Here is a 22,039-nt window from a genome sequence, read left to right on the forward strand (position 1 = left end):
ATAGCAGAAATGAGAAACGCCATTCTGAAAGGAATGGCGTTTTTTTGCGTTATGGTTTTGCTAAAAGAGTATTCAGTCAGAGAACCAGATTTGCCAGCATAAACCCTACCGGAATGGCACAGACAATCCCTAACAGACCGGGCAGAAAGAAAGGATGGTTGATAATAAAGCAACCATTCCACTTTTTACTCAAAAATGAGCCGGTGTCATCGGTTGCAATAGCGAATGCCGTTGTGGGATAGATATTGGTGATATACAAAGCGCTGACGGCAACAAAGCTGGCTAAGATTGTTGCGGCATCTACGTGTAGCGATGCGGCGATAGGAATTAATAACGCGCTGGTAGCTCCCTGACTAAACAGCAGGGCGCTGGTAAAGAAAAACACCACCGCCAGCAGCGCAGGATAATCCTGCAGTATTTCTCCAGCCGCGACTTTTATTTCAGGAATATGGACGCCAATAATGGTCGCACTTAGCCAGACGATGCCCAGTACCACAATTAACGATTCTGCGCCGTCCTGAAAAATAGGTGCTTTCTTTATGGTCGTTAGCTCTACTTTGCAAACTAATACCATAATGAACGAGGTCAGGAGCATAGTAATGACAATGATATCCTGAGATCCCAATTTGTGACCGATAAGCGGTTTAAACAGTAGCATCAGGACAATAAATGAAACTCCTGCCAGAAAGATCCACACTGAACGTTTGGCTTCTTTAGTGGCTTCAACCAGTTTTATTTCTGGCGGTATAAAGTTAACTAATCCCTTATTTACACGTTCAATATAGATAGGGTCGTCTTTAAGCTCGATCCCCTGACGGCTGGCAACAAACGCAGCGACGGCAGAACCAAATATTGCCGCAGGCATAATAACGCATAAAGCCGAACCAAAACTGACGCCCATTTGTTCAACTACCACATACATGGCGGCTGTAGCTGCTGATATTGGTGAGGCGGTAATGGCGATTTGCGAGGCGACCACCGCAGAGCTTAGCGGCTGACTTGGGCGAATACCGTTTTCTTTAGCCACCTGTTGGATAACGTTAAGTACCGACATGGCGGTATAACCCGTTCCCGCCAGCGTGGTTAACACAAAGGTCGTTGCCGGTGCCAGAATATTGATATAGCGAGGGTGCTTTCTTAATAATTTTTCGGCGCATTTAACCATATAGCCCATGCCGCCTGCCTGTTGCATGACGGATAGTGCCAGAATAACTGACAGGATAATTAGCATCACCGCGATGGGGATATCTCCTGGCGGTAGCCCAAGGATAAAAATGACAATGGCTAATCCGAGTCCTCCTGCTAATCCTACGCCAATGCCCCCCAGGCGAGCGGCTAAAACTATCGCCCCAAGCAGTATGACTATCTCAAGTATTAACATAATGATTTTCCTTATTATTGTTATAATTTAGTGGCTGTGGAGACGCCCCTTAACAGGGGCCATCTGATCTTATGAATTTTCCTGGTGATAACGATGAATGGCAGCGGCACTGGCTGCGGGATCGCACATGGTCATTGGGTCGAGCAAATAATCAGCTTGTGATTCGGTCAGGATTTTTTCAGCAATCACCACTTCGCGAACGCTCAGGTTCTGCTCAAAAGCCTGAATAGCAACCCGACTGCCGACTTTGTATCCAAACAGGGTTGAGATCACGGTGGCTAACGCGGTGCTTTGTTCGGCATAACGGCGGCACACCTCAATATTGGGTTGCAGCTCCAGCAAACATTTATCGATAAGAATAGGGATGGCATTGGTTAACAGGCCGCAGGATTCAAAAAGGGCTTTAATAATGACCGGTTCCCATACGTTGAGATCCAGTTCACCACCTTCAACCGCCATAGTGATGCTGAGATCGTTGCCAATCACCTGATAGGCAATTTGGTTAATTAACTCAGGAATAACCGGATTAATTTTCCCCGGCATAATGGAGGAACCTGGCATAACGGCGGGTATTAATAGCTCATTAAAGCCAGCTCTGGGGCCGGAACCCTGCAGGCGAAAATCCGTCGACATCTTAGACAGAAATACCGCCAGCTTCTTAATTTGTGCGGCTACTTCAAGGTAACTATCGCCATTTTGTAAGCCATCGAAGAAATTCTCTTCAGCAACAAAGGGTTCTCCGGTGATTTGCTGTAACAGAGGATAAACGTGCTCAAGATATCCCTGCTGGGTAGATAAACCGGTACCAATGGCGGTGGCACCTAATGGTAACGGGAAGGTTTGTTTACGGGCTTCTGTCAGCGACTGGTGCAGGCGCTTAATCTGGTGATAATAGCCACTAAATTGCTGGCCTAGTGTCATAGGCACGGCATCTTGCAGGCAGGTTCTTCCCAGCTTAACAATGTGAGCGAACTGCTTAGTTTTTTGTTCCAGTATCTCTTCGAGGTGACTCACTGTAGAGATTAAATCCACCAGATTCAGGCAGCAGGTAATTTTCATTGCCGCAGGGATCACATCGTTGGTTGACTGGCACATGTTGACGTGAGTATTAGGGTGAACAACGTCGTAACCTTTGCTACCGGTCAGAATTTCATTGGCCCGGTTCGCAATCACTTCATTCATATTCATGTTGGTAGAAGTGCCGCCACCGCCCTGAAAAATATCGATAGGAAACTGGTCATCGAACTTGTGTTCCATGACTTCGGTTGCAGCCTGAATGATAGCTTTAGCAATGGTCGGATCTAACGCACCAATTTTGCTGTTGGCTTCGGCGGCAGCACGTTTTATTGCCGCAATGGACCAAAGATAATTAGGTACATCCACCGCTGTTTTACCGGATACCGCAAAATTTATCCGGGCCCGCTCCGTTTGAATACCGTAATAGGCATCATCCGGTATCATCATATTTCCTAATAAGTCTGTTTCGGTTCTCATAAATAAACTCCTGCTTGAATTGACAGGGTTCATTATGTGGCAGGGTTTTTATCGAAAATGAGAGGGAGATCGGCTACGGAACAGCAGTTAAGAATATAATGATTACTATTAAAAATATTAATAATAGGCGTAAATATGAAGAAAGTTACCTTTGATTTACATCAGCTAAGAGCCTTTATTACGGTGATTGATACCGGATCTTTTAGCGCTGCTGCCCGTCAGCTAAATCAGACACAATCTGCTGTTTCACAGCTTATCTTGCAGTTGGAAAAATCATTAGATAGCCAATTGATCGATCGCCGAAACCGCCCGGTGAAGGCGACATTATTGGGGCATGAATGTTATCGTTTTAGCATGAAAATTTTGTCCGAATGCGGTGAAATGCAAAACTGGTTGCATACTATTGATAGTGGAAAACTACCGCGTTTACGACTGGGATTGGTGGATTCAGTGGTCGCCATTGCCGGGCTGCAAATTTTAAAATACTTGCAGCCTAAAGTGGATAAGGTGAGTCAGATAACCGGTACGGCACCTGAACTGCTGGCCGCCTTACAGTCCGGCAAACTGGATGTGATTGTCACCATGATTCATGGTGATGTTCCAGAGTCGCTTTCTTTATATCCGTTAATCACCGAAAGATTCTTTGCGGTAACGCCAATAGGCTGGCCGGAGCAGACTCTGGAACAGCTATGTAAACGTCACAACTATATTGCCTATGCAAACTGGACACCGACAGGGGCACAAACCCTCAACTGGTTGAAATGGCGTAACCTCAAGCCAAATATTCAGTTTGAGCTGGCGCGGGCGGATCACATTTTGTCCATGATTGCCTCCGGACAGGGATGGACGCTGGCAACGCCCATGTTTCTTGCTAATGACTTTAGCCTGCTGTCATCGCTGAATTGCAATCCACTGCCAGCTCCCGGTTTGAGTCGCAAAATGGCGATATTATGCAGGGAAGGGGAACTGGAAAGTTTTATCCCCTCATTTACAACAGATATTAAGCAACTGGTTGAAGCGACGATTGATGAGTATATGGCGGAGCGTTGGCCGTGGATGTATCCACGGTGAGATTTTTTGCTGCCATATGATGTGATTTGCTTTATTTGAATGAGTACATCTGTTTATATTGAGAATTGATGATTATCCTGACCCTTCCCTTTTCACGGTATTCCACACTTCGTTTCTGCGGCAATAAGGAGGTTCCATGCGGTTGAGTTCTTTGAGTCTGAGTTTTCTGGTTCTATTCTCTTCTCCGGTATTTCTGTCTTCGGCCAGTGCTGATACTTCACCACCGTTAAAGCGGGTAATGTTATCCAGCGCCGGGGTTGGTTATTTTGAGTATGAAACGGATGTCGAGGGGCCAACAACGCTGACACTCTCCATTCCGCGCGATCAAATAGATGATGTTTTGAAAAGTATGACTATTGATGGTGCTAACGGTGGCGCTGTATCCGTACGTATGCCGGATAATGAGCCTCTGGAAAAGGGATTTCGTGATTTTCTGTTTACACCGGCCTCACTGGAATCTCCGGCACGTTTGTTGAGTGAGTTACGCGGTGCCGAGGTGTCAATTGAAGGCCCCCGTTCGATAAAAGGGAAGTTAATGTCGGTAGAAGCTGAAACGGTGGCACTGGATGATAAGGGAGGTACGCAGAACCGCTATCGTGTATCACTGATTACTGACGAAGGGTTAAAACAGGCTATTTTACAGGATGTTCAGTCTCTGCGTTTTGAAGATGAAAAACTTCGTAATCAAATTAATCAGGCTTTAACACTGACGGCAGCAGCTCAGGAAAGTGGGCCGCGCCAGCTGGATATCGTTCTGTCCGGCAAAGGTAAGCGTCAGGTGAAAATTGGCTATGTTGCCAGCACGCCAATCTGGAAAGTCGCCTACCGAGCCCAGTTGGGTAAAGATGACCGTGCTCATTTGCAGGGCTGGGCGATTTTGGAAAATACCAGCGGACGAGACTGGAAAGACGTTGAGCTTACTCTTCTTTCCGGAAACCCGATCGCATTTCGCCAGCCGCTTTATCAGTCCTACTATGTCAATCGCCCGGTGGTTCCCGTAGAAACGCTAAATCAACAGCTTCCCGTTATCGATAGTGGGGAACTTGATGGCAGAATGGGGCAGGGCCGCTACAACAGGCTTGTCCGTACAGAAGAAAAACAACTTCAATTAAATAGTGGGCAGTTTATGGCTGCGCCGGCTGCTCTGGCGGCGCGTGATGAGGCCGCGGAAGAAAGAGAGATAAAAGAGACCTGGACCTCTCAGGCTGCCCCTCAGGCAGAAGCGATAGAAAATCAGAGTCAGATCGTGCTTAAACTTCCTGAGCTCCAGACGATTGCTTCTGGTCAGTCCATGATGACGCCAATTATCGATCGCGATATTCCAGCAGTACGTCATACCTTGTTAAACAATAATAAACCTATTGTAGCCGTTGAAATTGCCAACCAGAGTACAACCGGACTTCCTCCGGGGGCTATTACTTTTTACGATGGTGTCGGAGACACTACATACTTAGGCGATGGGCAGATTGGTGCGTTACCCGTGGGTGAGAAGCGGTTAGTGGGCTTTGCTTCTGATTTAAACGTTCGTATTATTCGTGATGCACCGACCACCAAAGACCTGTATTCGGCTTCAGTGAAGAATGGCGTGGTACAGATTAAGAATTCTGTACGCCAGACCACAACTTATCGAATGAAGTCGTCGGCCAAAGAGAAGCGTATTGTGGTGCTTGATATACCGCGTCGTGCAAATGAAACACTGGTCGAACCCAAAGCGGATGCCAGTGGTATTAGCCTGATTCAGAACGGATATCGCATCAGACATTCCCTTGATGCAGGTAAGGAAGAGACGCTCAATATTGTCACCGAGTCGGTCAAGCTGGAGTCTCTCAGTTTTGAACAGATGCAAAGTATCGATCGAAACAGTCTGGATTTTTACATGAAGACCATTATCCATAACGGGTCAATGGATGATGGTACTAAAAAGATATTCAGTCAGATTGCCAATATGCGCCAGCCATCTATTGATGCTGATGAAGCGATTGCCGGCTTGCAAGACTCGCGTGAAGTTATTATTTCTGAACAGCAACGACTGCGGGAAAATCTTGCTCAGGTACCCAATGGCAGTGATTTGCAAAAACGTTACCTGAAGCAGATGGAGCAGCAGGAAGATAAAATGAGTAGTTTGCTAAGTCAGATAGAGGCAGAGAAAGACAAAAAGGCTAAAGCAGATGTAGCATTAAAAGTCTGGTTAAACAGCAATTAAACAAGGGTAATGCGTTAATTATCCGGTTATTACATCAGGCTCCGAACCGCCATAATTTACTTTGTGGCGGTTCAGTTTTTTATGGTATCTAGCTAATGGTGTTGAAACAGTAAAACACCATCGCTACACCCTCAATTTATTGCATCTGTAACTTAAAGTGCACGCCTTCCCAGCCAATAACTGCCGTTTTATTATCATCCAGCGAAATAAATCTCACTGAATCATTCAAACAGCTGAAGTTATTTACCGCAATAGTGTCAGTTTTTAAATTGAGAGAGGTGATATAAGGGTTATTATCCAGCCATTCAACAAATGGCTCAATTTCATAGTAATAACTTAAACCACAGGAATTCAGATTAACAAAAGGCGACAGGTAGGAACCTTGGGTTATCTGAATAATTTTTCCTTTGTACGTGCTAATTTGAGCATTATCCATGGTACAGACTTTACCACAAACACCATCAATAATTTTCCACTCACCAAGTACGTTAGGAATATATACGTATCCAGCACTTCCTGGTTTGTTGAAATTGATAAACATCTCTTTAATAGAAGGATTCATCTTCTGCAAAACATCATTATTGGAACTGAAATCCTCACTATCACTCATAATAGTTGCGAGTTCAGCATTAGAAATACGTCCATATGCATCATAATCATTAAATCGGATAAATAGCATATTGGTATATTTAGACAGCACGCCTTTACCATAGCTGGTCACTGCACCGTCCTCATCCCATTCATACCCGGAAAGCCTAAAGCTGGATTGGTTGATTTGTTCCATCTCTTTCAAGGAAATACCCGGATGAATACCCTCAGGTGTTTTCCATACAGTACCTATAATCTGAACCGAACCAGGAGTGATGAACGGTGTGTTCCAGAAGATCTGAAGCTCTTTTTCACTATTGCCAGGAAAAAGAACGGTAACTTCCATTTTGTCATTCTCGGGTAATTCGATCTTCTCTCGTTTAACCTGTTCTTTGCCCAAAAGTGCAATCAAATCAGCTTCAGAAGTCAGGGAGGTTACCGGGCCAACAGAAACGCCCGGAATGATGTCCAGTTCATAAGCCAGTAACGTACTGCTATATAACAGTGCAGATATCGCTAAGCCATATATGATTTTCATTTTTTATCCCTTCAATGAGTTCCATGACACCGGCACTGTCATTTGCTTAAGTCAGTTTTGGTACACGAAAATTTCATCAGTAAAAATGTGCTGATGAAATGTCGTCGTAGTTTGAGTGCAATTAAACAGAGTGGCGTAAACATCCCATGTCAGACAGGTTCTATGTAGTCCTTCATGGCTGTTTTTGTATCATGTACAAAGTGACAAATAAATAGGCTTATATAAGAGAATGAAAATAAACCAGTAGGTTATAGCTTCAGAAACGAAAAAGACCTGCTAAAAAGCAGGTCTTTAAATATGGCGGTGAGGGAGGGATTCGAACCCTCGATACGTTGCCGTATACACACTTTCCAGGCGTGCTCCTTCAGCCACTCGGACACCTCACCAAATTTTGTGGTTACAGCAAGGATTATTCACTGCAACGGGGCGCTACTATAGGGAGAAGGCGGAGTTCGGTCAAGTATAAATTCAAGTTCTTGAGCTATTTGGTTAAGCTATCGGCAAATTGACGTTTATGTCTGCGGACAGAATCAGGTAGATTAGGGGAGTGCTACACACTTACCCTCTGATTCTGCAAATTTTTTATCTTCTGGAGCTGCCATGAATATTCTCTTCTATCACCCTTATAATGATGCAAAACCCTATCTGGAAGGCATTCCTGCTCGTTTACCCGGTGCAAAAATCAGAGTGTGGCAACCGGGAGACGATCAACCGGCAGATTACGCCATTGTCTGGCTGCCGCCCTATGAAATGCTGGCGGGACGTAAAGATTTAAAAGCAGTTTTCAGTTTAGGAGCAGGAGTCGATGCCATTGTCGCTCAGTTGAGAGAGCGCCCTGAGATGCTGGCATCAGGTGTTCCGCTGGTTCGTCTGGAAGATGCGGGTATGGCAAGCCAAATGGAGGAGTATGCCAGTGCGGCAGTATTACGCTATTTCCGTCGTCTGGATGATTATCAACGACTACAGCAGCAAAGTCGTTGGCAGTTTCTGGAGCCGCATAGCTATGAAAATTTCACCATTAGTGTCATGGGGTTAGGGATTTTAGGCGCCAGTGTGGCACAACGATTGTCATCCTTTGGTTTTTCAGTACGCGGTTGGAGCAGAAGCAAAAAGCACATTGATGGCGTAACCACATACAGTGCAGAACAGTTGCCTGAGTTTCTTAACCAAACCCGTCTTATTGTGAATTTATTGCCCAGAACACCGGATACTCAAGGTATACTGAATAAAGCGTTGTTTGACCAATTACAGAAAGGGGCATATCTGATCAATATTGCCCGGGGAGCGCATTTGGTTGAGGCTGATTTATTAGAAGCACTGGATAGCGGCCAGTTAAAAGCTGCAACGCTGGATGTTTTTGCCTCAGAGCCATTATCCCGACAACATGTGTTCTGGCAGCGCCCGGAAATTACCATCACGCCGCATATTTCAGCCATTACACAGCCACAAACTACGATGGACCAAATTTGCAGTCGGTTGCTGGCCTTTCAGGCTGGGGAGCCAATCAGCGGTATTGTTGATATTATTAAAGGATATTGATCCATAACCAAACAGGAAGTGGATTAGAAACGTTTTACCAGCACAGCAATAAAAGAAGGAAGTTTGTTATGTACCCGGTTGATTTACACGCCCATACCGTAGCCAGTACCCATGCTTATAGCACGGTAAGTGACTATTTTGCCATCGCCAAACAGAAAGGTATCAAGCTGTTTGCTATCACTGACCACGGGCCAGATATGGCTGATGCGCCGCACCGCTGGCATTTTATGAATATGGCTGTAATTCCTCGTATGGTGGATGGTGTTGGCATTTTGTATGGCATTGAAGCGAATATCAAAAACCTGCAAGGTGAAACCGACTGTGATGAGCAGATGGATAAGCAGTTAGATCTGATTATCGCCGGATTCCATGAACCGGTACTACAACCCATGAGTCGCGAAGAGAATACACAGGCGATGATAGCGACGATTGCCAGCGGTAAGGTACATATTATTAGTCATCCGGGGAATCCAAGATATCCTATCGATATTATGGCGGTGGCGCAGGCTGCGGCTAAACATAATGTTGCACTGGAAATCAACAACTCTTCATTTATCCACTCTCGTTTGGGCAGTGAGAAAAACTGCATTGAAGTAGCAAAAGCCATTCGTGATGCAGGAGGCTGGGTGGCGTTGGGCTCAGATTCCCATGTGGCATTTGCTTTGGGTGGGTTTGATCATTCTCTCAAAGTATTAAAGGACATTGAGTTTCCGGAAGAGAGAATTCTTAATGTAACGCCACGGAGATTGCTAAACTTCCTGGAATCACACGGTAAAAAGCCAATTCCTGAGCTGGCTTCGCTTTAAGCCTGTGGGTAATTTGTTATCTGAGCGGTTAAACGAAATTCATTAATATTTAAGGATAAATATCTATGTCATTAATTACTTCCGGTCGTTTCCAAACCACGCTACTGGGTGCCGCCGTGGCACTGGCGTGTTCCGTATCCGCTCAGGCTAATACTCTCACAGAAAAGATGACGTTAGATAATGTTACTGTATTTATTCGCGGTGCTGAGCTGTTTAACAGCGGAAAAGTAACCTTGCCTGCCGGTGAGAGTGAAGTGATCTTCACCAATATTGCTACTGGTTTGAATGAACAGAGTCTGATGGTTGAAGCAGATAACGGCGTAGTGGTTCAGTCATCGGGTATACGCCGGGATTTTCTCAGTGAAAACGTCTCGCCTGAAGTAGAGTCACTGAAGAAACAAATTGAAGCGGAAGTCCGTGAGCAAAGCAAACTGAACGTACAACGTGAGGTGATTCAGGCTCAACTGGCAGTGTTGGAGAGCAATCGCGCACTGGGCAATGAGAAAGAAGGTACTTCGGTTGAACAAGTAAGCCAAATGCTACAGTTAGTTAATGGCAAAATGAACGAACTCTTAATGAGTGATATCGACCTCAGAGAGAAGATGGTCGAAGTTGAAAAGAACATTAATAAGCTGAACAATCAATTGGAAGAAGCCCAACAGAAAAGCGCTCAGGCGGTTAATCAGGTGGTAGTGAAGTTTTATGCACCGAAAGCGGCATCCAGCAATATTAAACTTTCCTATGTCATTAACTCAGCGGGCTGGGTTCCTACCTATGATGTTCGGGTTGATAGCATTACTGAACCAGTAAAACTGGGCTATAAGGCTAATGTGTTCCAGAATAGCGGCATTAACTGGGATAAAGTTAATCTGACCCTTTCTACCGGTAATCCAAGCGAAGGCGCTCAGGCACCGCGACTCTCCCCGTGGTATGTTGATCTGTATCGACAGCCAATTTTGTCGTCGAAAAGTGCCCGATATGAGAGAAATGAGACTGCGCCAATGCCAATGGCGACGCCTGCACCTGTGATGGAAATGCAGGAGGACAGGGCAAGAGAAGCACAGATGGCCGCTGCTGAGAAGAGATCCAAGATATCCAAACCGCTGTCTGATTATGTGGTTACCGATGTTGGTGGTGTGAATACTCGTTTTAGTATCGCTTTACCGTATAATATTGCCGCCGATGGCAAAGGGCATTCAGTGTTGATTAAACAGGTGGACGTTCAGGGTGACTATCGCTATGTCGTGGTGCCTAAACTGGAGCCTGATGCCTTCTTGCAGGTGCAGCTAAAAGACTGGGAGAAACTAAACCTGCTGCCAGGAAAATCCAATATTTTCTTTGAGGGTTCGTTTGTAGGACAGGGATATATTGATATCCGCCGGGTTAAAGAGACGCTGGACCTCTCTTTAGGCCGGGATAAGAAGATTGTAGTAACGCGGGAAAATGAAAAGCAAGTAACAGGAAAAGCTGAATTTTTTGGTAACTCAGTCAGCCAGCAATATACCTATACGCTGGACATTAAGAATACCCGCAAAGAACCAGTGAAACTGGTGGTGCAGGATCAGGTTCCCGTCAGTAAAGATGCTTCCGTTACCGTTGAAGGGCTGAAGTATGACGGCGCAACCTTTGATAAAAATACCGGCGAGGTGCAGTGGTCGCTGGATCTGACGCCAAATGAATTACGTAAACTGGGCTTGTCTTATACGGTGAAGTATCCGAAAGATCAGCAGGTTATTGGTTTATAATTATCGTTTTTTACTTAAGTTAACAGGTCAATTTGATGAATGAGTTTTCTGTAGTCTGCCGTATTCTGGGTTCACTGTTCTATCGCAGTTCTCAGGATCCGGTTCTGGATCCGTTGTTTGCTCTGATAGTAGATGGCAAGTTGAAACAACACTGGCCGCTGGAGCAAGACGATCTGCTGGACCGTATGGGACAGGGATTAGATCGTAAGGTTCTGGAGGCGGACTATCAGGCGATGTTTGCCGTACAGGGCAGCGTTTCACCATATGCTTCTGATTACGAAGATGGCGCAGAGGAAGCCGCAACGCGTGCATTTATGACTCAATGTGGTATGCCGTTAACTGACGCACCTGCCGATCATTTTGGCCTGTTATTACTGGCAGCTTCATGGATTGAAGATAACGCACTGGAGTCTGATGAAGTTCAGGCTCAGCTGGCGCTGTTTGATGACCATTTACTGCCGTGGTGCGGGCGTTTTCTGGGTAAAGTTGAAGCCCATGCCACAACGACTTTCTTCCGCACCTTATCCATGGTGACTCGGGAAGCGCTGCAAGCAATGCGCGATGAACTGGCTGAAGTTTCCTCAGATGAAGGAAATGAATAAGATGGAAACTGCCATTAACAATGATGAATCAGAACTGGCACCTTCGGTGTTTGCCCATTTGTTGTTAGCCCGCTATCCGGAGTTTGATACCGCCAGTAGTTTACAGGCCTGGGATGCGGCAGACGAATATCTGATTAATACCGTCGATAAGCAAAAACTGGCGCAAGGGCCAGTGCTGATTCTTAATGATACTTTTGGTGCTTTAGCCTGTGAATTGCATCAATACCATCCGATAAGTTACGGCGATTCCTACGTTAGCCAGCTGGCAACCTTGCGTAATTTGCAGCTAAACAATCTGTCAGCGGATAACGTTAGCTTTATTGATAGCGTGACGCCGCTATCAGATAAACCTGCGGTGGTGTTGATCAAAGTCCCTAAAGCGCTGGCACTATTGGAACAGCAACTGTATGCGCTGCGGGAAGTAGTAGGGGAAGAGACCCAAATTATTGCCGCAGGGAAAACTCGTGATATTCACACCTCCACACTGCAATTGTTTGAGAAGGTTCTTGGTCCAACCCATACCAGTCTGGCATGGAAAAAGGCGCGTCTGATTTTCTGTCAGTTTAACCAACCGGACGTTGCGCCCTTTAATGAGTTAGTCAGTTGGCCTCTGGATGGGACAGATTATCTTATCCATAACTATCCTAATGTATTTTCCCGTACTTCTCTGGACATTGGCGCCCGTTTCTTTTCTGAACATCTGCCGTCAGGTTTAACCGGAACACTGGTGGATTTAGGCTGTGGTAATGGGGTTCTGGGGCTTGGTTTATTGGCGCAGAATCCGCAAGCTGAAGTGATTTTCCGCGATGAGTCTTTTATGGCGGTAGAGTCGAGCCGGTTAAACGTAGAAAAGAACCGACCACAGGATATTGAACGCTGCTTCTTTGAAGCTGACCATTCGCTGGCAAATATTGAACGCAATAGTTTGCAGGGGATCGTGTGTAATCCACCGTTTCATCAACACCATTCAGTAACGGACTATATTGCCTGGCAAATGTTTAATGATGCCAAACGCTGTCTGGCAATTGGTGGTGAGCTGCGTATTATTGGCAATCGCCATCTGGGATATCATCAAAAGCTGAAGCGTCTGTTTGGCAACTGCGAATTGCTGGCCTCTAATAAGAAGTTTGTGATTTTACGTTCGGTAAAGGCACCAAGAAAGAGCCGACAAAGCTGAGTTAAAGAATAATAAAAAGGCGCATCGGATTTTCCGGATGCGCCTTTTTTAATGCTTTAAATTCACTATTTAATAAAGTCGAAAACCAGTTTGCCTTCTTCTACTTTAATACCTTTCGCCAGTTTTTGTGCCGTTGCTTCTAACGCACTGTTAGCAGGATTCAGAACATATACCGGTTGGTCATTGAAATAGAGTTGTAGTGCACTATTCAGTAATGGAATAAAGGTTTTCACATTTTTCACTGCGCCCTGAGTGGTTTTCAGGTCATAGTCTGCCAGTTCCAGATCTTTCAGATAAACCGCTCCTTTTACCGGGTCAAAGTCCGGGCGGGCATTAATGGTTAACTGAAGATTTGCGTCCTGATTACCCAAAATAGAGGAGATAGCGAACACGGCATTCCCGGTTAGCGTTACCTTATTTGGCGTATCGCGGCCAATTTTGGCATTCAGATTATTCAGGGATAGATCGGCATTAACCAGACCGCTCAGGTTAAAGCTGCGCGATGCTTTATCGGTATGGGTAGACAAATATTTATTAATCGATTGCTCGCTTAAAGCGTATTGAGAAACCTGATTACAACCAAACAGCAGCCCGATAGCCAGTACTGCACAAACGCGGGAAAAAATTCTAAACATACTCACCCTTATATAATCAATCAAACAGTCCATTACGCTATAGAGTAGCAATTCCTTTATAGACAGAGCAAACCTAATTCCGTTCAGAATATTTTATGATGCCATGGCTTTGGTGTTCATACTCCCCGGAGAGAATTGACGATGCAGTGCCAGTGCAGTGATTATCCCGACTACGCCTAAAAGCAACCAGGGGATTTCAGGCAGGTTCATTTCATGCCCGATATCATACAGCCACCCGCCACCGGTATAGCCAATTGCACCACCGAAAGCTAAACCTAATTTACTAAAACCCATATAGCTGGCACGAGCATGTGGGTTTGACAGCGAGGCGCTTAAGGTTTCCCGTGCAGGTTCAGCAATAATTAAACCCAGATAGAAAAAGAAGATCAGCGCCAGAATACCGGAAAGGGAGTGTACAAACCCTAGCGGCATCAGACTAAAGGTCATTAACAGTAAACCCACCATTAAACGTTGGTCGAGGCGGAAGTATTTCTCGCTCCAGCGCGCGATAGGATAGAGCAGGGAAAGTGAGAGAATAGCCTGGATTAAATACATCCAACGAATTGTCTCTGGCGCACCTGAAACTTCGTTTACCAGTAAAGGCAACATTAACATCACTTGTATGGACAACACATAATAACCGGTGAGGGTTAGCACATAGCGACGGAAGTAGCTGTCTTTTACTGCGGCTTTAATCCCATTCATGATCGGAGCGCGTACCGAAGTGGAAACCCGATAAGCCGGTAGTACAAATGCGTTTAATGCGGCGGCCAGTACGAAGAATGCCGCACCAAACCAGCAAACCCAATGAAAATCGTAGCGCAGCAACCAGCTACCCAATAGTGCGCCAATCACTACACCGGCGCTGTCCTGCATCATTAACAGCGAATAGAAACGACCGCGCTCATGGGGACGGGTCAATTTGATGACTAATGCCACTCGCGGTGGGTCAAACAGCGTGCCGCCAAAAGCCGAAAGGGCACAGGAAAAAATCAGAATCCAGGGCTGATCCGCTAATGCCATGGTTGCAAAGCCTGCTGCGCGTAACAGCATCCCGGTAACAATCAGCGGTTTGGCTCCAAAGCGGTCTGCCAGTGCGCCACCAAAAATCCCCAATCCTTGTTGCAGAAACTGACGTAGTCCCAAAGCTAAACCGACCATTAATGCGGCCCAGCCAAGCTGGTCTACAAATCGAATTGAAATTAGCGGGAAAACAACAAAAAAACCAAGAACAACTAGCAGGTTATCTAATAATAGAAAATACTTACCTAAGCTTCTGACTCGCGATACCCGAGGCATAATTTCACCGTCAGCGAAAAAATAAATAAAGAAGGGGGAATTCTGTCGCTATTTTGAACTTTATTACTGAATAACGATACCAATTTAGTACACTATCTTTGTCATTTAATGCTGTCTTTACATTTTTATAAGGGGTTCCGGATGTTTGGCTATCGTTCGAATGTTCCTAAGGTATCATTAACGACGGATCGTCTGACGGTACGTCTTGCCTGCGAACGTGATGCCTACCGGCTTGCAGACTATTATACCGAGAATAGAGAGTTCCTGAAGCCATGGGAACCGGTACGCGATCAGAGTTATTGTTATCCCTCTGGTTGGCAGGTGCGCTTAAATCTGATTAATGAGTTGCATAAGCAGGGCAATGCTTATTATTTCCTGTTACTCGATCCCGATGAAAAAGAGGTCAGAGGCGTTGCAAATTTTAGCAATGTCATTCGGGGAGATTTTCATGCCTGTATTCTGGGTTATTCACTTGGGCAAAAGTGGGAAGGCCAGGGATTAATGTATGAAGCGTTACAGCCAGCATTACGCTATATGCTTAACCAACAGCGAATGCACCGGATAATGGCTAACTATATGCCCCATAACCAGCGCAGTGGGAATTTATTATTACGATTAGGTTTTGAGCGTGAAGGGTATGCTAAACAGTATCTGCGAATTGATGGAAACTGGCAGGATCACGTGATGATGGCCCTGACAAACCCTAACTGGAAACCGGCGATTTAAGGAGTCGACAGATGAAATATCAATTAACGGATAGTGAAGCCCGGGTTATTGGCAGCATGCTGGAAAAAGAGGTGACGACACCCGATCAGTATCCTTTATCACTAAACGGTTTAATGACAGCCTGTAACCAGAAAACCAGCCGTGAGCCAGTAATGGATTTAAGTGAGTTGGATATTCAGGAAACGCTGGACAGCCTGCAAAAAAAGTATCTGGTACGTACTGCCAGTGGCATTGGTGGTCGGGTTGCTAAATATGTTCATCGCTTTTGTAATACCGAGTTTGGTGATTTTAAGTTATCGGCAGCTGAGTTAGCGGTTATTTGTCTGCTGTTATTGCGCGGTCCTCAAACTCCGGGTGAACTGAGAACCCGTTCCAATCGATTGTATGAGTTCTCGGATATCAGTGAAGTCGAGCAGGTGCTGGAAGGGTTATCCAATCGGGAAGATGGCCCTTATGTTGTCAAGCTGGCACGGGAACCAGGTAGAAGAGAGAGTCGTTATGCTCATTTATTCTGTGGACCAGTAGATGCAGCTTCTTTTAGTTTAACTGGTTCTGCATCAGAGAATAGATCGTCAGAAGCCTCTGAAGAGTTAACGGAACGGGTACAACAGTTAGAGGCCGAGGTTGCCTTACTGAAACAGCAAGTGGCAGAACTGAACGAAAAACTTGAGATTTTAGTTGGTTAACCGGTGACATTGTCACTAAAAATAAAATCAATTTAAATCAATTAATTAAATCATTACCTTCATCCTGAATTGTATTTGACAATGTATAATTCAGGATGAAAATCACATTTTTATACGCTTTTAGATTGGTGATTCAACAGACTAACCGTACACTACGCCTCAGTCAGCCGTCGCACAGTCAGCGATGCCATTAATAAGAATCGTTTAATTACATGAATTTATTAAAATCACTTGCCGCAGTCAGCTCAATGACTATGGTGTCACGTATTTTGGGATTTGCCCGTGATGCGATTGTGGCGCGGGCATTTGGTGCCGGAATGGCAACGGATGCCTTTTTTGTCGCTTTTAAGTTACCAAATTTGCTACGACGTATTTTTGCCGAAGGGGCATTCTCTCAGGCATTTGTTCCTATTTTGGCGGAATATAAAACTCAACAGGGAGAAGAGGCCACCAGAACCTTTATTGCCTATGTTTCTGGCCTGTTAACTCTGGTATTAGCACTGGTGACTTTTCTGGGTATTGTCGCTGCTCCGTGGGTTATTTGGGTTACTGCTCCGGGATTTACCGATGAACCAGATAAGTTTGCTCTGACGACTCAACTGCTACAGGTTACCTTCCCCTATATTTTGTTAATATCGCTGGCCTCGCTGGCGGGAGCAATCCTTAATACCTGGAACCGTTTTTCCGTACCGGCATTTGCCCCCACGTTGTTAAACGTGAGTATGATTGGTTTTGCTTTATTTGGTGCACCTTACTTTAATCCTCCTATTATGGCGCTGGCCTGGGCCGTGGTGGTGGGTGGAATCCTTCAATTACTCTATCAATTACCGCATCTGAAAAAGATTGGCATGTTGGTGTTACCTCGTCTTAATGTGCGAGACAGTGGTGTCTGGCGTGTTATGAGACAGATGGGGCCCGCTATTCTCGGCGTGTCAGTGAGTCAAATTTCGCTGATCATTAATACCATTTTCGCTTCATTTCTGGCGTCGGGCTCCGTGTCCTGGATGTATTATGCTGACCGCTTAATGGAGCTGCCATCAGGGGTATTGGGGGTTGCGTTAGGGACTATCTTATTACCTTCATTAGCCAAAAGTTTCTCCAGTGGTAATGCTGAAGAGTACTCTGGCTTGATGGACTGGGGCTTACGTCTCTGCTTCTTACTGGCATTACCTTGCTCGGTAGCGCTGGGGGTTATCTCTGAGCCATTAATTAAATCGCTGTTCCAGTATGGGCAATTTAGTGCCTATGATGCGATGATGACTCGTCAGGCGCTGATTGCTTATTCGGTTGGTCTGATGGGATTGATTTTAGTTAAAGTTTTGGCCCCGGGCTTCTATTCTCGTCAGGATATTAAAACACCAGTCAGAATTGCTATTGTCACTCTGATAGCCACCCAACTGATGAACCTGGCCTTTATTGGTCCGTTTAAGCATGCAGGTTTAGCTCTGTCGATTGGTGTTGCTGCCTGTCTTAATGCCGGTTTGTTGTTTTGGCAGCTGAAAAAACGTAAATATTTTCAGCCAAAAACTGGTTGGGGTATTTTCTTTCTGAAGCTGATAATTGCACTTCTGGTAATGACCGCGGCGTTGGTTGGCATGGTGTATATTATGCCCGCCTGGGATATCGGTAGCATGCTGATGCGTATATTGCGATTGTTGTTGGTGGTTGCTGTTGGGGTTGTAGCCTATTTTGGCACCTTGGGATTATTAGGCTTTCGTATCAGGGATTTTGCCCGTCGGATAGCTTAGGCAGAATGCTTGCTGGCTGAAAGCCAGATTCTGCCGGATAAAAACAGAAACTGAATAACAAAATTACCATTAACAATAAAGGCGCCGATGGCGCCTTTATTATAATCATCAGAACAACATCACATACGCTCAACCGTTTGAATACCCAATGTATCCAGACCTGTCTTCAGAGTACGAGCAGTAAGCGCGGCTAATTTCAGGCGGCTCTGACGTGTGCTTTCATCGTCAGCATTCAGAATCGGACAGTTTTCATAGAAACCTGAGAACAGACCTGCCACATCGTACAGATAAGCACACATCACATGCGGTGTACCTTCACGAGCTACGGCGTAGAGGGTTTCTTCAAATTGCATCAGGCGGGTAGCCAGCGCTTTTTCGCGCTCATCAACGATCTTTAACTTGCCTGTTAACTTACTTTCATCGATGCCAGCACGTTTAAAAATAGAGGCTACGCGAGTATAGGCATATTGCATATAAGGCGCGGTGTTGCCTTCCAGCGCTAACATAATGTCCCAATCGAACACATAATCCGTGGTGCGGTTTTTAGATAAATCAGAGTACTTAACGGCACCAATACCAACAGCGTTAATCACTTCTTTTAGCTCATCAGGCTGCATGTCCGGGTTCTTTTCCAGAATCAGATTGTGCAGCTTAGCATCCGCATTCTCAATAGCTTCATCCAGCAGATCGGATAGCTTAATGGTGCCGCCAGAACGAGTTTTAAACGGTTTACCATCTTTCCCTAACATCATGCCAAACATATGATGTTCCAGCGTCACACTGTCAGGGATATAGCCAGCTTTACGTACAATGGTCCATGCTTGCATCAAGTGTTGATGCTGGCGTGAGTCGATGTAATAAAGAATGCGCTCAGCACCTAAGGTTTCGTAACGGTATTTAGCACAGGCAATATCGGTTGTGGTATACAGGAAGCCTCCGTCATTTTTCTGGACGATAACCCCCATAGGTTCACCTTCTTTATTCTTGAATTCATCAAGATAAACCACAATTGCACCTTCGCTTTCAACCGCCAGACCTTTGGCTTTCAGGTCTGCCACGATACCTGGCAGCATCGCGTTATAGATACTTTCGCCCATAATGTCACCAACGGTTAAGGTAACATTCAGACGTTGATAAGTAAGGATATTCTGGTGCATGGTCACATCGACCAGTTTACGCCACATGGAACGGCAATACTCATCACCACCTTGCAGCTTCACCACATATTCACGGGCACGTTCAGCGAAAACCGGATCGGAATCGTAATGCTGCTTAGCAGAACGATAGAACGCTTCCAGATCGGATAAAGTCATATTATCCGCGTTCTCATTTTCCATTTTTTCCAGATAAGCAATCAGCATGCCAAACTGAGTTCCCCAATCGCCAACGTGGTTGGCGCGGATAACGTTATGGCCCAGAAATTCCAGCGTACGTACAACCGCATCGCCAATGACAGTAGAACGCAGGTGACCAACGTGCATTTCTTTGGCAACGTTTGGCGCGGAGTAGTCAACCACGATGGTCTGTTTATGGGCAGGGGTGACACTTAATTTATCGTCTTGTAATGCCAGCTCTACCTTGGACGCCAGCCAGTCAGGATCCAGAAAGATGTTAATAAATCCTGGCCCCGCTATTTCGATTTTACTGGCGATGGGGGAGAGATCCAGATGGGTTAATACCTGCTCAGCCAATTGACGAGGAGGAAGACCGAGCTTTTTCGCTACGGCCATAATGCCATTGGCTTGATAATCACCAAACTGTGCTTTGGCAGACTGACGCACTTGCGCTTCACAATCTGCCGGTGCGCCAGCAGCAACGAGTGCCTGGGTAATTTTATCTGATAAAAGAGCCTGTATATTCACCGGATTACCTTATTACGACTGGTTATATAATTCTGCGAAAAACAGCAGCAAGCGATGAGCGCCGTTATAACATTCTAATCGACGCAGGCTTACCACTTTCTAAAGAAAACCGGTGAATAATACCCGATCTTATGGATTACGTCAGCTTTAGTGCAGGGGAAGAGTGCGATATCAAAACGTTTTTTTGACCAGAAGGTATTCTGGTTGTGCAATTGACAGGGATAAATATCAAACGGTCAGAAACTAAACTATTAACGTATCGGGGAGATCAGTTGTTGGTTGTTTTGTACTGTTGCGCGATATCCAGCTCTTTGTTGTCTATTTCGGCATCATCTTTGGAAGAGAACATACATAAGAATATGTTTATAGCAATGGACAGAAATACCATGATCAGGAAAGGAATACATAAGAACAGAGTGTTCATCAAAGAGAGGGAAACACCATTGATATAAACAAGGTAATAGAAGAATTTTACCACTGAGATGAGCGGTAACACACACCAAAAGACAAAGAATATAACATTCAGTGTTTTATTGAGCAGCAGAGTCGTGTTGTTATTTTGATTAGACTTAAGCTCAGAGATCATGCGAACCGGTTTTTTGGAACATTCGGCCAGTTGACTCTCTAACTGACTGACATGACGATACCAGCTCTTATGCCAGTAATTATTATTAACCGTAATTCGATACCAGGCGTGAGAAACTGTAATACCCATAATCGAAATCACCATTTCAATAAAGTAGGTGATTAGCGTCGAGGTACTGAAAAATACAATGCCAAAAAACAATGTGATAATGGCACCCATAGCAAAAAAAAGCATACAGCGCTGCCAGTAAGACTGAGCTTCAGCTTTTTTCAAATTATGCGCGTGCTTGAGCGACATTCTTGTCAAGTGACATAAATCATTGCACACGTGTGCATCCTCGGATTTATGCACCGTATCTTTATTTAAGTGCATGTTCATCTATCATCCATTATAGATATACTCCTTACAACTTACCTGAACAGGCGTCAAGACTCAATGGTCAATACAGAACGCCTGCGTGAATAACACATATCTACAGTTTGGATTTTAACAGTTTTTTACATGCATATTTTACCATTAAATGGGGATTAAATTGTATTGTTTGTTAGGTTTAAGCAACAATATTCTTTAGTGATGTGACTTTACCGTGTAATTATATATATATTGCATAATAATTCTGGTAATTGTGTCGCAGAATGCATTAAAGCTAATCTAATGTGTTGCTTTAAAGCAATTATGGTGCTCAAAATAGATTATTTACATGATGAAACAGGCACGATAGGGTGATTTCGTGTCCCACGAACTGACTGATAAGCCTGAATTCAGTGGCATTTCAGGACGATTATTGTACATGCGAAAAATTTGATGTTACCGGGATATGATTGATAAATGAAATGGATCATCTATATCACTAATGATGAGTTTTTATAGCAGGTAAATTTAACCCTGAAATAGAGTTTAAAATATAGTCGATATTGCACATTTGGTATTATTTGATTAATTGAATATTGAAATAGCTAAATACGAGTTTAGTTATAGACGTAAGATAGCAGGGTAGCGTTAGCTGATTGCTTATAAAGCCTGACGGCAGAATTGGTGATACTGATTTTATCTGGTTTATTATGCCGTTATAAACGCTATACTAGTGCAATACCAAGAGTTATCAGGAATGCACTATTTATGAAGTTTTATCATGAGATTACCAGTGACGGGCTTAATACTGATATATGCTATAGCGTAGTTATTCTGGGCACACCATTAAGAGCTTCCCGGCGTATTAGCCATCCTGCAACGCGTATCAAACAGGAACAGGCAAAGAAAGCACTCAGACGCTCTTTGTGTAAAACCAGAAAGTTTATCCGTATTCATCAGCTATCCGAAGAAGCATGGTCTGCTTTTTGTGACAGATAGATT

General features: G+C 44.8%; 18 protein-coding genes and 1 tRNA gene. 11 read left to right on the forward strand and 8 right to left on the reverse strand.

Annotated elements, in window-relative coordinates:
* Window positions 1-76: 76 nt before the first annotated feature.
* A complete protein-coding gene (locus GOL65_RS19490) occupies window positions 77-1,381 on the reverse strand; it encodes an anaerobic C4-dicarboxylate transporter (RefSeq protein WP_140917863.1) in 1,305 nt (434 codons plus the stop codon).
* A gap of 69 nt (window positions 1,382-1,450) precedes the next feature.
* Window positions 1,451-2,875 carry an aspartate ammonia-lyase gene (locus GOL65_RS19495; protein ID WP_140917862.1) on the reverse strand — a complete coding sequence of 475 codons (1,425 nt, stop codon included), beginning with the start codon at window positions 2,873-2,875 and terminating at the stop codon, window positions 1,451-1,453.
* A gap of 135 nt (window positions 2,876-3,010) precedes the next feature.
* On the opposite strand from GOL65_RS19495, the gene GOL65_RS19500 reads away from it, so the two are divergent.
* Both GOL65_RS19500 and GOL65_RS19505 read left to right on the forward strand, forming a co-directional pair.
* A complete protein-coding gene (locus GOL65_RS19500; RefSeq protein WP_140917861.1) occupies window positions 3,011-3,946 on the forward strand; it encodes a LysR family transcriptional regulator in 936 nt (311 codons plus the stop codon).
* 136 nt (window positions 3,947-4,082) lie between these two features.
* Entirely contained in the window at window positions 4,083-6,149 is a 2,067-nt protein-coding gene (locus GOL65_RS19505; RefSeq protein WP_140917860.1) for a DUF4139 domain-containing protein, read from the forward strand.
* 136 nt (window positions 6,150-6,285) lie between these two features.
* Here GOL65_RS19505 and GOL65_RS19510 read toward each other — a convergent pair whose 3' ends face one another.
* Both GOL65_RS19510 and GOL65_RS19515 read right to left on the reverse strand, forming a co-directional pair.
* Window positions 6,286-7,275 (reverse strand): hypothetical protein, encoded by a 990-nt coding sequence (locus GOL65_RS19510; protein WP_140917859.1) that lies wholly within the window; start codon window positions 7,273-7,275, stop codon window positions 6,286-6,288.
* Window positions 7,276-7,573: 298 nt separating this feature from the next.
* Window positions 7,574-7,661: transfer RNA gene (locus tag GOL65_RS19515), tRNA-Ser, on the reverse strand.
* Between the two features lie 214 nt (window positions 7,662-7,875).
* On the opposite strand from GOL65_RS19515, the gene GOL65_RS19520 reads away from it, so the two are divergent.
* From GOL65_RS19520 to rlmG, 5 genes are all read left to right on the forward strand, one after another.
* Window positions 7,876-8,814 (forward strand): 2-hydroxyacid dehydrogenase, encoded by a 939-nt coding sequence (locus GOL65_RS19520; protein WP_140917858.1) that lies wholly within the window; start codon window positions 7,876-7,878, stop codon window positions 8,812-8,814.
* Window positions 8,815-8,882: 68 nt separating this feature from the next.
* On the forward strand, window positions 8,883-9,620 hold the full coding sequence (locus GOL65_RS19525; protein WP_140917857.1) for a phosphatase: 738 nt from the start codon (window positions 8,883-8,885) through the stop codon (window positions 9,618-9,620).
* 65 nt (window positions 9,621-9,685) lie between these two features.
* Entirely contained in the window at window positions 9,686-11,365 is a 1,680-nt protein-coding gene (locus GOL65_RS19530; RefSeq protein WP_140917856.1) for a DUF4139 domain-containing protein, read from the forward strand.
* Window positions 11,366-11,400: 35 nt separating this feature from the next.
* The gene (locus GOL65_RS19535; protein WP_140917855.1) at window positions 11,401-11,967 is read left to right on the forward strand and encodes a TorD/DmsD family molecular chaperone; all 567 of its coding nucleotides are present in this window, start codon (window positions 11,401-11,403) and stop codon (window positions 11,965-11,967) included.
* 1 nt (window position 11,968) lies between these two features.
* Window positions 11,969-13,144, forward strand: coding sequence for a 23S rRNA (guanine(1835)-N(2))-methyltransferase RlmG (rlmG, locus tag GOL65_RS19540; protein WP_140917854.1), 1,176 nt, complete (start codon window positions 11,969-11,971; stop codon window positions 13,142-13,144).
* Between the two features lie 65 nt (window positions 13,145-13,209).
* Here rlmG and GOL65_RS19545 read toward each other — a convergent pair whose 3' ends face one another.
* Complete coding sequence (locus GOL65_RS19545; protein WP_140917853.1) at window positions 13,210-13,779, reverse strand: lipoprotein; 570 nt, start codon at window positions 13,777-13,779, stop codon at window positions 13,210-13,212.
* 93 nt (window positions 13,780-13,872) lie between these two features.
* On the reverse strand, window positions 13,873-15,078 hold the full coding sequence (gene mdtH / locus GOL65_RS19550; RefSeq protein WP_140917852.1) for a multidrug efflux MFS transporter MdtH: 1,206 nt from the start codon (window positions 15,076-15,078) through the stop codon (window positions 13,873-13,875).
* A 141-nt stretch (window positions 15,079-15,219) separates the two neighbouring features.
* Here mdtH and rimJ point away from each other — a divergent pair, with 141 nt between their 5' ends.
* From rimJ to murJ, 3 genes are all read left to right on the forward strand, one after another.
* Complete coding sequence (gene rimJ / locus GOL65_RS19555) at window positions 15,220-15,804, forward strand: ribosomal protein S5-alanine N-acetyltransferase (protein ID WP_140917851.1); 585 nt, start codon at window positions 15,220-15,222, stop codon at window positions 15,802-15,804.
* Between the two features lie 11 nt (window positions 15,805-15,815).
* Window positions 15,816-16,490: a YceH family protein gene (locus GOL65_RS19560; RefSeq protein WP_140917850.1), complete on the forward strand. Its 675-nt coding sequence runs from the start codon at window positions 15,816-15,818 to the stop codon at window positions 16,488-16,490.
* A 212-nt stretch (window positions 16,491-16,702) separates the two neighbouring features.
* Window positions 16,703-18,238 (forward strand): murein biosynthesis integral membrane protein MurJ, encoded by a 1,536-nt coding sequence (gene murJ, locus GOL65_RS19565; protein WP_140917849.1) that lies wholly within the window; start codon window positions 16,703-16,705, stop codon window positions 18,236-18,238.
* 119 nt (window positions 18,239-18,357) lie between these two features.
* Here the strand turns inward: murJ and argS are convergent, their stop codons facing one another.
* Window positions 18,358-20,100 carry an arginine--tRNA ligase gene (gene argS, locus GOL65_RS19570; RefSeq protein ID WP_140917848.1) on the reverse strand — a complete coding sequence of 581 codons (1,743 nt, stop codon included), beginning with the start codon at window positions 20,098-20,100 and terminating at the stop codon, window positions 18,358-18,360.
* A gap of 268 nt (window positions 20,101-20,368) precedes the next feature.
* The gene (locus tag GOL65_RS19575) at window positions 20,369-21,064 is read right to left on the reverse strand and encodes a RipA family octameric membrane protein (protein ID WP_456152046.1); all 696 of its coding nucleotides are present in this window, start codon (window positions 21,062-21,064) and stop codon (window positions 20,369-20,371) included.
* Window positions 21,065-21,805: 741 nt separating this feature from the next.
* Here GOL65_RS19575 and GOL65_RS19580 point away from each other — a divergent pair.
* Entirely contained in the window at window positions 21,806-22,036 is a 231-nt protein-coding gene (locus GOL65_RS19580) for a hypothetical protein (RefSeq protein ID WP_140917846.1), read from the forward strand.
* Window positions 22,037-22,039 lie beyond the last annotated feature (3 nt).

Source organism: Limnobaculum xujianqingii (genome assembly GCF_013394855.1).
Taxonomy (GTDB): domain Bacteria; phylum Pseudomonadota; class Gammaproteobacteria; order Enterobacterales; family Enterobacteriaceae; genus Limnobaculum; species Limnobaculum xujianqingii.

Coding starts and splice junctions, on each gene's coding strand:
- GOL65_RS19490 (WP_140917863.1), bottom strand. CDS start 1,381: ATGTTAATACTTGAGATAGTCATACTGCTTGGGGCGATAGTTTTAGCC.
- GOL65_RS19495 (WP_140917862.1), bottom strand. CDS start 2,875: ATGAGAACCGAAACAGACTTATTAGGAAATATGATGATACCGGATGAT.
- GOL65_RS19500 (WP_140917861.1), top strand. CDS start 3,011: ATGAAGAAAGTTACCTTTGATTTACATCAGCTAAGAGCCTTTATTACG.
- GOL65_RS19505 (WP_140917860.1), top strand. CDS start 4,083: ATGCGGTTGAGTTCTTTGAGTCTGAGTTTTCTGGTTCTATTCTCTTCT.
- GOL65_RS19510 (WP_140917859.1), bottom strand. CDS start 7,275: ATGAAAATCATATATGGCTTAGCGATATCTGCACTGTTATATAGCAGT.
- GOL65_RS19520 (WP_140917858.1), top strand. CDS start 7,876: ATGAATATTCTCTTCTATCACCCTTATAATGATGCAAAACCCTATCTG.
- GOL65_RS19525 (WP_140917857.1), top strand. CDS start 8,883: ATGTACCCGGTTGATTTACACGCCCATACCGTAGCCAGTACCCATGCT.
- GOL65_RS19530 (WP_140917856.1), top strand. CDS start 9,686: ATGTCATTAATTACTTCCGGTCGTTTCCAAACCACGCTACTGGGTGCC.
- GOL65_RS19535 (WP_140917855.1), top strand. CDS start 11,401: ATGAATGAGTTTTCTGTAGTCTGCCGTATTCTGGGTTCACTGTTCTAT.
- rlmG (WP_140917854.1), top strand. CDS start 11,969: ATGGAAACTGCCATTAACAATGATGAATCAGAACTGGCACCTTCGGTG.
- GOL65_RS19545 (WP_140917853.1), bottom strand. CDS start 13,779: ATGTTTAGAATTTTTTCCCGCGTTTGTGCAGTACTGGCTATCGGGCTG.
- mdtH (WP_140917852.1), bottom strand. CDS start 15,078: ATGCCTCGGGTATCGCGAGTCAGAAGCTTAGGTAAGTATTTTCTATTA.
- rimJ (WP_140917851.1), top strand. CDS start 15,220: ATGTTTGGCTATCGTTCGAATGTTCCTAAGGTATCATTAACGACGGAT.
- GOL65_RS19560 (WP_140917850.1), top strand. CDS start 15,816: ATGAAATATCAATTAACGGATAGTGAAGCCCGGGTTATTGGCAGCATG.
- murJ (WP_140917849.1), top strand. CDS start 16,703: ATGAATTTATTAAAATCACTTGCCGCAGTCAGCTCAATGACTATGGTG.
- GOL65_RS19575 (WP_456152046.1), bottom strand. CDS start 21,064: ATGAACATGCACTTAAATAAAGATACGGTGCATAAATCCGAGGATGCA.
- GOL65_RS19580 (WP_140917846.1), top strand. CDS start 21,806: ATGAAGTTTTATCATGAGATTACCAGTGACGGGCTTAATACTGATATA.